The sequence below is a fragment of the Streptomyces sp. NPDC042638 genome (genome assembly GCF_040647235.1).
Classification (GTDB): Bacteria; Actinomycetota; Actinomycetes; order Streptomycetales; family Streptomycetaceae; genus Streptomyces; species Streptomyces rameus.
Window position 1 is genome coordinate 1 of the sequence record NZ_JBEZBT010000103.1, and the last position, 12531, is coordinate 12531.

Annotated in this window: 13 protein-coding genes and 1 pseudogene; 8 read left to right on the top strand and 6 right to left on the bottom strand. The window is 69.5% G+C overall.

Annotated elements, in window-relative coordinates; genetic code table 11:
* Positions 1-100, bottom strand: a pseudogene (locus AB0B40_RS37095) (IS5/IS1182 family transposase); the annotation flags it as partial.
* Positions 101-176: 76 nt separating this feature from the next.
* Here AB0B40_RS37095 and AB0B40_RS37100 point away from each other — a divergent pair.
* Entirely contained in the window at positions 177-764 is a 588-nt protein-coding gene (locus AB0B40_RS37100; RefSeq protein ID WP_362267999.1) for a hypothetical protein, read from the top strand.
* Between the two features lie 165 nt (positions 765-929).
* Here AB0B40_RS37100 and AB0B40_RS37105 read toward each other — a convergent pair whose 3' ends face one another.
* A complete protein-coding gene (locus tag AB0B40_RS37105) occupies positions 930-1199 on the bottom strand; it encodes a DUF3761 domain-containing protein (RefSeq protein WP_345049581.1) in 270 nt (89 codons plus the stop codon).
* A gap of 204 nt (positions 1200-1403) precedes the next feature.
* Here AB0B40_RS37105 and AB0B40_RS37110 point away from each other — a divergent pair, with 204 nt between their 5' ends.
* From AB0B40_RS37110 to AB0B40_RS37120, 3 genes are all read left to right on the top strand, one after another.
* The gene (locus AB0B40_RS37110; protein WP_345049576.1) at positions 1404-1562 is read left to right on the top strand and encodes a hypothetical protein; all 159 of its coding nucleotides are present in this window, start codon (positions 1404-1406) and stop codon (positions 1560-1562) included.
* A complete protein-coding gene (locus tag AB0B40_RS37115; protein WP_362268002.1) occupies positions 1559-1759 on the top strand; it encodes a hypothetical protein in 201 nt (66 codons plus the stop codon). Before AB0B40_RS37110 ends, AB0B40_RS37115 begins: the two co-directional genes overlap by 4 nt.
* Positions 1760-1895: 136 nt before the next feature.
* Entirely contained in the window at positions 1896-2285 is a 390-nt protein-coding gene (locus AB0B40_RS37120; RefSeq protein ID WP_362268005.1) for a hypothetical protein, read from the top strand.
* 51 nt (positions 2286-2336) lie between these two features.
* On the opposite strand, the gene AB0B40_RS37125 is transcribed toward AB0B40_RS37120, so the two are convergent.
* On the bottom strand, positions 2337-2816 hold the full coding sequence (locus AB0B40_RS37125; protein WP_345049566.1) for a diadenosine tetraphosphate hydrolase: 480 nt from the start codon (positions 2814-2816) through the stop codon (positions 2337-2339).
* Between the two features lie 703 nt (positions 2817-3519).
* Here AB0B40_RS37125 and AB0B40_RS37130 point away from each other — a divergent pair.
* Entirely contained in the window at positions 3520-4962 is a 1443-nt protein-coding gene (locus AB0B40_RS37130; protein ID WP_345049561.1) for a hypothetical protein, read from the top strand.
* A 738-nt stretch (positions 4963-5700) separates the two neighbouring features.
* Here AB0B40_RS37130 and AB0B40_RS37135 read toward each other — a convergent pair.
* Positions 5701-5907: a hypothetical protein gene (locus tag AB0B40_RS37135; RefSeq protein ID WP_345049557.1), complete on the bottom strand. Its 207-nt coding sequence runs from the start codon at positions 5905-5907 to the stop codon at positions 5701-5703.
* Positions 5908-7773: 1866 nt separating this feature from the next.
* Between AB0B40_RS37135 and AB0B40_RS37140 the strand changes: the two genes are divergently transcribed.
* A complete protein-coding gene (locus tag AB0B40_RS37140; protein WP_362268008.1) occupies positions 7774-8244 on the top strand; it encodes a hypothetical protein in 471 nt (156 codons plus the stop codon).
* Positions 8245-8298: 54 nt separating this feature from the next.
* On the opposite strand, the gene AB0B40_RS37145 is transcribed toward AB0B40_RS37140, so the two are convergent.
* Both AB0B40_RS37145 and AB0B40_RS37150 read right to left on the bottom strand, forming a co-directional pair.
* Entirely contained in the window at positions 8299-8949 is a 651-nt protein-coding gene (locus AB0B40_RS37145) for a DUF3223 domain-containing protein (protein WP_345049550.1), read from the bottom strand.
* 403 nt (positions 8950-9352) lie between these two features.
* Positions 9353-10489 (bottom strand): hypothetical protein, encoded by a 1137-nt coding sequence (locus AB0B40_RS37150; RefSeq protein ID WP_362268011.1) that lies wholly within the window; start codon positions 10487-10489, stop codon positions 9353-9355.
* 700 nt (positions 10490-11189) lie between these two features.
* Between AB0B40_RS37150 and AB0B40_RS37155 the strand changes: the two genes are divergently transcribed.
* Together AB0B40_RS37155 and AB0B40_RS37160 are read left to right on the top strand one after the other, a co-directional pair.
* Positions 11190-11987 (top strand): hypothetical protein, encoded by a 798-nt coding sequence (locus tag AB0B40_RS37155; RefSeq protein ID WP_345049546.1) that lies wholly within the window; start codon positions 11190-11192, stop codon positions 11985-11987.
* A gap of 148 nt (positions 11988-12135) precedes the next feature.
* Entirely contained in the window at positions 12136-12363 is a 228-nt protein-coding gene (locus AB0B40_RS37160; RefSeq protein WP_345049544.1) for a hypothetical protein, read from the top strand.
* Positions 12364-12531: the final 168 nt, after the last annotated feature.

Sequence of the window (12531 nt, forward strand, 5' to 3'; positions counted from 1 at the left end):
CCATGTCGATGCCGAGGGTGGCCGCGTGCTCGACGAGGTGCTGGCGGTAGCCGCCGTCGACCCACACCTTGCGCATGCCGGGTGCCGGCGACGACGTCCTGCTACCGGGCCCGGTACGGGACGAGGCCAACGCCATCGGGGCGGACATGGTCTGTGTCCGCGACAGGCTGACGCGCGTGCGGGCCTTCATCACGCAGCGGCTGCGTCGGCCGCGCGGTGACCTGCAGGGCCGCGAGGAGCGGACGGTCCGCTGCCCTCACTGCGAGCAGCTGGCGATGGTCGCCGAGGGGGAGACGAACCGATGCCTGTTCCGCGGCGCCGTGGACACCACCCAGGAGATGATGGTTTACGCGTACCTCGGGACTCCAGAGGACGAGGGCAGCCTTATCGGGATCTGCCCGACATGCACTCAGCACACCGTCGTGTACGACACCGAGCTCGCCACGGGGGATCGGATGCCCTTCTGCTTCAGCTGTCCGGGCCCCCCGAGCACCGCCGACGCGCTTCCCCTGCCCGACGACCTCGTCTCCGGCCTGTACAAGTGGGCAGAGGACATCGACACCACGTTGAACCTGGACCTGCGAGACCGTGAGGACGGCAAGTACGACGCTGAGTGGGAGCGGCTGTTCCAGGACGGAAGGGACCTGGCCAGACGCCTCGCACACGAACTGGGACCAGCCCGGACGGTGACCTACAAGGGCCTGGCCCACGGAGGCCTGGCCGCGCTGACGTCGGTGGCCTGGCGAGGCGACCGACAAATGTAGTCCGGCGACTGCCAGGCCGGTGGAGCGGGGCAAAGGCCACGTACCTCCGATCCACCGGCCGTGGCGGTGTAGACAGCGCCAGCAACGCCCGGCCTTCCTGAGGCCGGGCCCGGTCACCTGCGCAGGTGCTGACCCACGCTCTCTACGGATGCGGCAGAGCGCCCTCTACTTGAACCAGTAGCGGACGCCGTGGTGGTGGGAGCAGGTGCCCTGCGAGTGCCGGGAGTAGGACAGGGACGCGTCCTTGCACTTGGCGGTCTCGTACTTGTCCGTGGGCTTCTGGTGGTGCGTCCAGCCGCACAGCCCGGTGGTGTGGTGGATGCAGTGGTGAGCGGTGTTGGTGGACGGCAGCGTGGCCGCGGACGCGGTCGGTGCGCTGAACAGAACACCGGTGAGAGCGACGGCGATGGCCGGGCCAACAAGACGTGCGCGCAAAGCAATCCCCCCTCAGGGATGAACGAGTGCAGCGGGAGTTTATAGCAGTTTCAACGACTTGGTGCCCGCAGCTGATGGAGACCGCCGCCTTCGAGGCCGCGCTCGCCGACCACGTCGAGGACCCCTACGACACGCTGACCGACGCCATCACCCCTGTACGCCGCCGTCAGCGTCCTCAGCGAACGCCAGCGCGACGCGATCCTGGTGCACTACGGCATGGGCTTCACCGCCGCCGAAGCCGCCGAAGTGATGGGCAACCAGGAATCCACCGGCCGCTCCCAGCTTCGCACCGGCCCACGCCGCCTGACCACCCTGCTCAAACTCCGCTGCCCGGAGCACCCCGACGGGAAGAACTGCTCATGACCGTGCTGCCCGACGACGACCGCACCATCGACGACCTCCTCACCTCCGCCCGCACCCGCAACCGCTACGCCGCCTACGACATGGCCGCCGCCGAAGCCCGGCTACGCGCCCGCCAGGAAGCCCGCCACCGCCCACCACGCCAACCCCCCACCGACACCGCGCACTGCACGGCCCCGGCGTCCCCGACTGGCAGGTGATCGACCGGCTCACCGTCGTCCTGCAGAGCCTGCCCAACATCGCCCGGCCCCTGTGGCGCCGCGCTCAGGCAGCCACCGAAAGCGGCCCCACCACCACCTTCAGCTGACCAGTCCACCCAACGCTGAGGGAAGGACCATGAAGCCCACACCGCCCACCGCGGCCAAACTCACCTACGCCTTCTACGACCTGCACCGCCCGGCCTACCACGCCTACGCCGCCGCACGCCTTCCGCAAGAGGAAGCCCAGCTCAGCGTCACCCAACTTTTCGACCTCATCGCCAGCAACTGGAGCTGGATCATGACCAGGCAGTGCCCCTCCGCCTGGGCCTGGGAGAAGCACACCGGGGCCGTCGCTCATCGCGCCGACCGCACCCCTACTCCCGCGGAGGACACCGCGCTCCTCCACGACGACCTCCGCCTGAGCATCGACCGCATCGCCACTATCACCGGCACCGACCCCGCACGAGTCACCGCGCTCCTGGCCGCCGCCCGCCGCCCGCAGCATTCGCCAACCGGCATCGGATGACCGCCACCGATCACCGGGGCCGCCGACTGGACGGTCGGCGGCCCCGAAACGTCAGGCCACCGAGCGCAGCCGGTCCAGTTCGCCGCTGATCGCATCCCGCACCGCGTCATGCTGCGGACCGAGCCTGGACTGCTCGTCACTCCACCGTTCACGCGGATAGAGCCACACCGGCTTGCCCACCAGATCGGCCGGCTCCCACTCGAACCGGGGCCAGACATGCGCATGCAAGAACGGGTCCGTGTTGCCCAGAATCTCCAAATTGACCCGGCGGAAAGCCGGGTCCAGCCGCAGGCAGGCACGCTCGACGGCTTCACCGAGCTGATCCATGTCAGACAGGAACGACAGTCGCTTCGCCCTCGGCAGGTCCGACAACCGCTGCACATCCGGTTCGTCCACGAGCAGGACCGAGTAGCCCGGCAGGAACTGAACATCCCCGATCACCGCGAACCCCGACGTCAACCGTCGCAGCACGGTCGGGTTCTCGCCCCTCAGCGCAGCCCTGATCCGGTCTATCCGCCAGTCACCAGTCATGGCCAAAACCTACATTCTGGTGATCAAGAACCGCTCTTCGATCCCCATCCTCCTCACACAGTTCAAAGACCAAGTAAGTGGGGCGAGGAGCAGTCCCGGCCGTTCCAAAGATCCCCACCCGCTGCGTCGTCCGCTGCGTCCAGGCCCTCGGCCGCGCCCTGCGCCTGGACGTCTCCGGCAAGACCGCGTCGCTGATCGTCCCGTCTACATTCCGCCCGGCGCCGAGCACGGCACGAAACCCCCTCTGCTTTGGCCTGTTGGGGGTGGCGGTTGCGGGCCACAGGCCGGGCGGAGACGCCTCGGAGGGCCTGGCGGCCCTCCCAAGTCTCTCCGAGGAAGGGGCGGCACACACGGTGCCGTCGGCTTCCTCGACGAGGATGCGGCCTCTTCACCCCGACGGCCCGCTGCCGCTGCGGGAGTTCCGCCGGCAGGCAGGAGAGATCACACAGCAAGACGCCTGGATCGTCGAAGCTGGGGCGTGGTGCACTTCCCGGATTGAGCCGTTGTGGGACCAGCATCGGCTGGATGCCGCACGCTGCTCGCGCCCCCATCAAGGGCCGGACGTCCCTGGCTGGCCGGCTGCTCGGTGCCCTGGTGGGCGACAGTGGCTGCATGCCGAGATCCCGGTGGCCGTATGACGCCGTATCATTTCGACAAGATCATCCGCGCTTGCCATGCGCACTTCACTGAAACCAACGGGGACATGAAGAAACACACACTGATCACCACGAGTCTCCTCCTGGTTCTCGGCCTTGTCACGGGCTGCTCCTCTGAGAGCGACGGCGGCAAGGCCGAGGCCGGCAGGGCGGCCAAGGGCGGCAGCGAGGCCTCCAAGCCCAAGGGGCCGGTCTACGTCGGTCCGGCGCTACCCGGCCTTGCCAAGCAGCAGGCGTGGAGCCTGCCGCCGGCGAAGGCCATCGACCTCGGTGACGTCCTGCTCTTCGTGAAGGTCGGTCAGGGTGACTACGCTCGCGGGGGATACGAGAACGACCCCCTGGACGGCACGGTCGGCACCCTCTTCTCCGCCTACTCCTCGGACAAGCCGGAGGCGGTGACCCTGGAGTTCAGGGATGTGAAGACCGGCGCCGTACGCAAGTCCCTCGACCTTAAGGCCGGCGCCGTCGCTGCCACGACCTGGCACAACGGTGTGCCGGCGGTGGCGGTCACCACGACCCGCACGCAGGAATCCGACGGGCTGAGCGCGCAGAAGAGCAGCATCACGGTCACTGTCTACGGAGCCGACGGCGCGCGACTCGGCACGATTGAGCGCGACGGCGACGGCAAGGGCGTGTCGATCCACGAAGGCCACCTGATCGAGCAGGACGGCGACGCGACCCTGACACTCACGCCCATCGACGGCGGCGCGCCCCGCAAGGTCACCTGCACAGGCATGCTCGCGCATTGCTCCTTCGACCCGCGTAACAACGAGATCGACGGCGCGCAGGCGCACGCCCCGCTGATCACCGGGGCGTATGCCTTCCATGTGGAGAACGCGTCGACGTACGAGACCGACCCCGAACAGCTCGTCATGTCCGAGCTGGCCTCCGGGAGGAAGGTGTGGAGCACTGCGGACGTCGCCCCGCCCCAGGGTGTGGAGCTGGATAAGGCCCACAAGCGCACCAGCGGAGCCGTCCGTGTCCTCGACGTACGTGACGGGCGGATTCTCACCGCCTGGGGAGCCGGCGCGTTTTCGCCGGACACCTTCGTCACGGCGACGTACGACCTGGCGAGCGGGAAGCAGGTCGGCGGTTCGACCACGTATCGCTACGCCGACTTCCCGGGCGACACGATCAACACGGAGGGCTCTTCGGTCTTCTCTCCCGACCACAAGCTCGCAGCGGCTCACACGAAGGGCGGCACCGCCCTGTGGGACCTCGGAACCGGCAAGGAGCTGTGGAAGCAGGGGAAGGGCGAGATCCCGCTGACCCCTCGCCGCTTCTCCACGAACGGCGTCCTGTACGGCGACACCGACAAGGAAGGCGGGTCCGGCACGAGCGCGCTCGCGGTGGACGCCCGCACGAAGAAGGTACTGGCCAAGGACCTGCCGAGCGACGGCATCCCACTGTTCTCCCGGTCCACCGGCTACGGGTACCTCACCACGGACGACGGCTTTTTCGTCTTCCCGGCGGAACGCCAGGACGGGTGACGACGACAAGGCGCCCCTGGGGGCTGTCCGGTAATCGGTCTTCGGAGGGGTGCGCTGTCTGGCAGGATCTCTGGTGCTCTGGGCCTGTCGGTCACAGGCCGTGGGGAGCGGCCGCCATGCCTTCGTGACCCGACCCTGGACGGCACGAGGGATCGCCGATCGGTTTGCTGAGCTGCTCGGTATGGCTCCGGCCGGCATGGACGGCGGCAACCGCACGTTCGTCCGAGGCACTCTGCACACCGGCTTTCGCGGCGCCCATGTCGACATCGGCCGCGGAGGCGTGAGGAAGCTTTCACTGCCCCGGAGGACCCCCAGGTGCACCGCGCAGTGCTGCGCTGGATGAGAGCCCGCAGCCGAGCCGTCAAAAACCGCCCCGGCTCAGGCCCAGCCCATCCGGTCCCGGGCACGGCAGGAGCAGGCCGAGGCGCAGGCGAACCGTGACCGGCTGCTGTCCGTCATCAACGCCCGCCGCGACGGCGCCCCGGCTCCGAGGCAGCCAGGAGCCGGCGCTCCGGCTGTGGGCCAGACTCCGGCTGCGCCTGGTGCGCGGACTCCGGCTCGGACGCAGGCAGCGCGTCAGCCGGGTTCGATCCGCCGCCGGAGACGATCGAGGAGTACCGGGCGCAGCAGCTTCAGGAGTAGACGTCAGAGGCTTGACCAGCCGAGGAAGGACAGAACCCCGTGGACGCGATGCCCAGGGGTTCTGTGCTGCTTGGCCGGCCGAGCGGGACGTCGACGTTACTTCCCGCACTTGGTCTTGAAACCGTCCAGCAGAGCCTTACCAGCATCGGAGTTGTCACGCACGTACGCGCTACCGCTGATGCTGATCGAGGTTTCGCTGGTTGAGATGGACTCGCTGCCGGTCCGCTTGTTGCGGCTGTCGTCTCCGGCGACCGTCCAGATGATCTGGGACTGATCCTTGTTGAACTCGCCGGTGCTGGTCACACCCGGCTTCCCGTAGACACCATGGGGCCAACACTGGCGGGGACGCCCTCCACGGCCTGGACGCCGGTGCCCCCCAGAGGCCGCGGAGAACGCCGCGGCTCAGCACCGCAAAGAGCCCGGCCGGTGTCGCCCGGGCCGCCGGATAGGGGCACTGGCGGCCCGGCGTGGGGGCCCGCCGCTGCGGTACCCGGTGGTACTCGCCGCAGTCCTCGCCGCCACCATCCCGCTGCGCCGCCCCACGGCCCAGGGCACGCACACCAGCGGCAGACGGGATGCGCCGCGTCTCAGCGACAGCGCCGGCGCATACAAGTCGCCGAGCCCGCCGGAGGCCTAGACGTAGTCACTCGGGTCGTGCAACGCGCCGACGGTCGTGTGGTCCAGGACGACCGCGATCCCCGCCATTACGCGGCCGCCTGCGGACCGTGCGCGGCGCCGCCCAAGCGCTCCAGCAGCGCCTTGGCCTTCGCCTCGGCTTCGGGGCTCGGCGCGGTGCCGAGGGCGGAGGCGAGCTCGGCGCGGGCCAGCTTGGCCCCGCTCGGCGTACTCGGCCTGCCCCAGGCGCCTCGTGTGCGGGCGAGGGCGCGCCTTCCGCATATTGTTGGTACGCGGGATGTACGCCGTATAAGCGCTTTATGGCAAGGGCGCAAGGGTGCCGCCCTGGTGCTGCGGCCCCGCCGGACGGCACGCGGCTCTGGAGCATGCGGGCCAGCGTCTGCGCGCGACTGATCCGCACGCCGGCCCGAGTGCCCGCCGGGGCGTCCCCGAGGCACCCTCTCAGGGGTTACGCCTCCGAGGGTACGGCCGCCCCTGTCAGTGTGGTGCGTACCGCGCAGGCACGGTTCAGGCGCTCGACGGCTCTGGGAGGGCATCGGATATCTGCAGTTCAGCCCGGTGTGTCAGCGGCGCGTGCTATCTGGTGTTGCGACAGTCTCACTGCGCTGCGCGCCAGATTCCCGGGGGCACGAGCCCGTGCCGTTCACCGCGCTGCACCCAGATGCCGGCTGACTGGATGCCACCCTGCCTGATCTCGGGTGCGCGATGGGCTGGGCTCAGGTCTACAGGGTGCGGCCCCGGGTTCCTTTGGCCTGTCCCGGGTGCGTGTGGGCCGTGCATGCCAAGCATTCCCCGCAAGGGGTGCGGTTCTTCTGCCACGACCCGGGCCGCGACAGCACCTGCGAACTGGGCAGCGAATCGTGGGAACACCACATGCTCAAGCTCGAGCTGGCCTCGGCGGTCCGCAGCGCCGGATGGCACGCCGCCCTCGAGGTGGCGGGAGGTGACGGCGCATGGCGCGCGGACGTGATGGCGTCCTCACCCGACGGCAGCAGGCGCATCGCCTGGGAAGCGCAGCTCTCACCGATCACCGACGGGGACATCCTGGCCCGCACCGCCCGCTACGCGGCCGAGGGCATCGGCGTGTGCTGGGCGTCCCCGGGCCTCCAGGCACCCCCCGTGGATCGACGTGGTCCCTGCCGTACAGGTCAGCGCCCCCGACCAGCAAGGGGAGTGCTGGAGGATGGTAGACGGACTGGGAGGATTCGACGCCACCGCCGGGACGTGGGAGTTCAAGCCGCAAGAGCTGGGTGGGTTCGTGAGATGGGTGCTGTCCGGCAGCGTCATCCCGGTCGCCAGCCTTCCGCACTACACGTCCGTACGACGCGGCTGCGGCCTCGGCCACTACGTGCAGCGTCGCCTGTGGTGGACCTCCGCCCAGTCCGAGCGCGCGCAGAACGAGCACGACCGCAGACGACAGGAGCAGGCCGAGCAGGCCGAGCGGGCCGATAGGGCTTGCCGGGAGGCCGTCGAACGCCATCAGCAAGAGTTCCAGCGCAGGCAGCAACTTCAGCGGCGCCGCACAGTCAGCCCGTGCCGGATCCGGAAGACGAAGAGACCCGCCGCGCCCGGGCACGGGAGCAGCGGCGCTTGGAGGAGGCGTGGCGGCGGCAGCGCGAGGAGGAGGACGCGAAGTGGGAGGAGCTGGCCGGGCGGGCGGCGGAGGTGGCACGGGTGGGGTGGCAGGACGTGCACCCACGCCAGCGTGCCGAGTTATTCGCCGCGGTCGCCGAACGGGCCTGGCACGACGAAGAGGTACGGGTGGAGATCTCCGAGAGGCCGCAGGTGGCCGAGAGCTTCGCCTACGGCATCCCGCTCTTCACGACCGGGCGGCTGCGCGCCCTGTACGGGATCGTGCGTCCCTGCCCAGAACTCGTCTGCCTCTCCCCGCAGCTGGAGTTCCAGCACCTCGTGGTGCGTGATGAGCAGGAAGCCCGTCAGCTGGCCGGAGTGATGTCGCCGCGGGCCCGGATCACGAACCTCTGCCTCTCCAGCGACGCGTAGACAGGTGCGATGCCCGGCCCGGCGCGACCGCACGGCCGGGGACGGGTGCGGCCGTCATGCGCGCGGCCGGCGCAAGTTCTCCTGCGACGACAGCAGGCCGAGCACGGCGTGTTCAGCGTGGTGGCTGCGCCACCGCTCGGCGAGGGCGCGGTCGGTGAACGTGCCGATGCCCTGGTCTGCGGAGGAGTTCAGCTCGATCGCGTCCCAGCCGCCGACCGTCGCGGCGAAGGTGGCGGCGATCTCGGCGAAGGTCGGTCCGCGGAAGTAGCTGACATGGGTGTCGCCGTAGTCGAGCGGTGCGCCGGACTGGTCCGACACGAGGGAGCCCGCCGCCACCCGGGAGGTGAAGTAGGCGTTCACCTGGTCCTCAACCTCGGCGCGCATCGCGCTGGAGACCTGCTGGCGGTAGGTGGGCGGCTTCAGGCACGCCAGGTAGGAGAAGTCGATGCGAGTGCCGTCCGTGCGGACGACCGCGAAGCCGGGATGCGGGCCACGCAAGGGAGGGGCGATGACGAAGGAGTCCACACCCGAACCGATCTTGTCCAGGGCTTCTTCGTGCAGGTCGAGAAGGTCCAGCAGGAGCAGGTGATCTGCCGGCCGGTCCACCGTGCTTCCCACGTCGTACCCGTAGAGCACCGCACGGACGGCGTCTCCGGCCGCCTGCTTCGTGGGGTACCGGCGATGCCCGATCCGGAATTCCGGCATGTCTCAACTCCTGTGCCACCGATAGCCGTTGCGAGCCGCCCGCTGAGAGCGGGGGGCTCGTGCACGAGTATCCCTCAGATAATCCAGCGTTTCTGCCGATTTGCCGGTTACATCCATGGAAGTCGGGTTGTGGCGCCGGTACCCCCGTGTACCGGCCTGCAGACCTGACCTCCGCCGGGGACGGGTGCGGACACCTCGCAAACCGGTCCCCACGGGATGTGCGCGGCGGGCCGCCGAGCAGCGCCGTGCGCCTCCCGCCCGTGCCAGTGCGCCGCAGGTGTCGTCCGTCGGTTGTACCGGGCGCGCACACTCGCCTCCCGCCGCCGCCCGCACCGCAGTCCGCCACACCCTCGATTGCCTGCCGCGCCTGGTGCCCTGACATCCACAGCGAGACGACACCGATCTACAAGGCCGGTTTCCGGTGCCGGGCGAGGAGTTCGGTGAAGAAGTCCTCTACCAGCTGTCCGGCGTGGGGCTGGGTGAGTTCCCAGCCGCCGAAGCGGTAGGTCTCGTATCCGGCCAGCCGCAGCCGCCGGTCCTCGGCGACCATCTCCGCGTACAGCCGCGGTACGGCGGTATGTGTGATCCGCCCCTTGTCGTCGGGCGGGTTGGGGCGGCCGTAGTGCTGGACGCCGTCGACCTCGATGACGATGCGGGCGCGGTCGGGGGCCAGGAGGAGGAAGTCCATGCGCTGGCGGGGCAGTGCGCCGGACTGCTTGCCGCTGCGGCGGGTGTAGGGGTCGTAGTGGAGGTCGACCTGCGGGATCAGCGCGGGCAGGTCGAAGCCGCCGTCCTTGGCGTAGCGGGCGCAGTACGTCCGCATCACCAGCTGCTCGGGTACGGAGTCCTGCGACCGGTACAGGCGCCGGTACAGGCCGCTCGCGGCGGTCTTCTCGTCGGGGTCCGGCTGGTGGTTCTTCGTCCACCAGGCGATCATCTGCTGCCAGGTGAGTCCCTGCGGTGGCAGGGGATCGGTGAACACCATGCAGGTGTGCGCGTTGCGGACGATCTCCACGTCGTTGTTCACCGCGTCCCGCAGCACGAGCTCGGGCTTCTCGCCGTCGGCGGCGAAGATCAGGTTCTTGAAGCTGCCCGCCGGACCGTTGCGGAACCGGCTCTCGTACTCCAACTCCTGCAGTTCCTCCAGCGCGTCCCTGGTCGGGCCCAGGATCTCCTCCACGCAGTCCCGGCGGGCCTTCCAGCTGCCGCTCATGCCGTTGTCACGCCAGTACGAACCGAAGCCGCGCGGGCCGTCGAACGCCCGGAACGGCCACGCCGGCGGCGTGAGGGCGAGACGCTCGAGCACGGCGGGGTGGGCCTTGATGACGACGGGCACCGTGTCGTTGTTCAGGCGCATGTCCCGGCCGTCGGTGCCGTAGGAGACGAAGTTGTCGTACAGGAGCCGGGTCAGCGTGATCGCCACGTCCAGGTCGGTGTGACCGTCCGGAGGACCGAACCGCAGCGACTCGATCAGCCCGATGTCGAGCACCCACGACTCGCCCCATCCGTCGCCGCTACTGAAGAACGCTCCCAGCTCCACATCCCACCCCCGTCTGTGATTCTTCCTGGACATCGTCGACGGCGGCCAGCACGGCCACCAGATGGCGTCCGGCGGGTGTTCTACGCGCCTGCGGGCCGAGGTCTCGCACCCAGTGGCTCATACGCCCGAGACCGGCCTACGGGCCCAGGTGGTGGCCCGAGCGGCTGCGCCCCATCGTGTAGTCGAGCAGCACCTTTCCTACGGCACGGTCGAGTTCGGGCTTGGCGAACAACGACCGGACGGTCTGGTCATTCTGGAGCCGCGCCTCGACCGGCCCATCCGCTCAGCTGCCATACCTCCGTCTGCGCGTTTCCGGGTGCGGAACGCTCGGGGACCGAGCAGTGCCTGAAAGGCGCTCAGAGGGCCGATTGCGGCCACGCGTCGTGGGCTTCGACGCAACGGGCCTAGCCTCGAAGCGGGGACGACGGCCGGAGAAGCGAGGTGGTCGGTCACGTCCGCCGACCTGCCATGACGGCGCCGGCCGGGCATCCGGGTTGGGGAGCCGAGGCGTGCCCCGTCCCAGACACCGGATCTCCCAGTCGACCTTTCACCTGGATCTCCCATCTGGATCTGCCACATGGTTCTCTCATCGGCTCTCTCACACACCCGCTGGGACGTCCATGGTCAGCCGCTACCACATCAAGTTTTCTGACGCTCAAACGTTTGGGTCTGGAGGGCCCAGATGGCTACCTTCTGCTGCGTGAAGACGACGACGCCCGCCGAGCGGGACATGCAGGAGACCGCGACCGGGCGGGACACGCGTACGGCGGTTCTCACCCGTGCAATCCGGGCCAACGTGCCGCTGCGCAAGACCTTCGTCCAGGCGAACAAGGGAGCCGCCAGCCGTCACGGGCCCCTGAGGGACTTCGTGAACGGCAGGGACCTGCGAGGCCTCAAGGCCTACCTGATCATCGTGGCCGCGTGCAGCAACGGGGACAACGGCTGGTCGACCACGCACGACAGCGCAGTGTGGGCGCGGCTGATGGACATCCACGAGACCGCGACCGACCAGTCCGCCCGCACCGGTGCCTGGCGGGCCCTGCGTCGGCTGCAGGCGCGCAAGCTGATCAAGTGCAGCCGCAGCGGAACCATGATCACGGTCACTCTCCTGCGCGAGGACGGTACCGGGAAGCCCTACGACCGCCCCGTGGGCGACACGGAGGAGAACCGCTTCCTGCAGATCCCGACCACGTTCTGGACGCAGGGCCGTGACGAGAACCTGGACCTGCCGGGCCTGGCCCTGTTCTTGGTCGTCGCCCGCGAGAAGAACTGGTCGCCCTTCCCCGCGGAGAAAGCTCCCGAGTGGTACGGCTGGTCCCCTGACACCCACGAACGCGGGCTGAAGAAGCTCGTTGCCCTCGGGCTCGTCGAGCGACGCGAGCACCGCACCAAAGCCCCGCTCTCCCCGCTCGGCTTCACCCTGGTCCATCAGTACCAGCGCACCGCCATCACACGGCCGCGCAAGCCCAGGAAGAAGACCGCCCCCGCCGGGCGGTGACCCCGGCCGAGCTGCGGGCCTTGACCCCGCCGTCTCGCACCCAGCTGTCCGCCTGGCACCCCGCGATGCCAAGAAGGGGGTGCGGGCCACTGATGCTCCGCGTTCCGCCTGCGGACCGTCCCGCAGGCATCCCAGAGAGGAAACCCGCATGTCCACCGGTACCAACCAGCCCCAGCAGCCGCCGGCCGCGCCGCCCCCGGCCACGGACCCCGTGCTGCTCCTGGTGCTGGGGATCGTCATCGCCTTCGTCCTGGGCGCCACGCTCTACTTGTGCCTGGCCCACCCCTCGTTGACCGGGCCGATCGGGGCGGTGTGCGGGGTGGCCTCGGCGCTGATCGCCGCGCTCGCCGTGGCGTTCGCCCTCCGTCGGCGCTGACGACCGGCGGCTCGGCCGCTGCGATGCTCAACGAAAACCCTTCCTGGCAAGGCCCGCCGGTGCCGGACGGCACCGGCATGGCCGCGCTCCGGCACGCGGACGTGCACGTGTGCCGGGCTGGGGGTCACGCTGGTGTGGTGCAGAAGTGGTGGGCACCGCGCAGCGGGG

Coding starts and splice junctions, on each gene's coding strand:
- AB0B40_RS37115 (WP_362268002.1), top strand. CDS start 1,559: ATGACCGTGCTGCCCGACGACGACCGCACCATCGACGACCTCCTCACC.
- AB0B40_RS37120 (WP_362268005.1), top strand. CDS start 1,896: ATGAAGCCCACACCGCCCACCGCGGCCAAACTCACCTACGCCTTCTAC.
- AB0B40_RS37125 (WP_345049566.1), bottom strand. CDS start 2,816: ATGACTGGTGACTGGCGGATAGACCGGATCAGGGCTGCGCTGAGGGGC.
- AB0B40_RS37130 (WP_345049561.1), top strand. CDS start 3,520: ATGAAGAAACACACACTGATCACCACGAGTCTCCTCCTGGTTCTCGGC.
- AB0B40_RS37145 (WP_345049550.1), bottom strand. CDS start 8,949: ATGCCGGAATTCCGGATCGGGCATCGCCGGTACCCCACGAAGCAGGCG.
- AB0B40_RS37160 (WP_345049544.1), top strand. CDS start 12,136: ATGTCCACCGGTACCAACCAGCCCCAGCAGCCGCCGGCCGCGCCGCCC.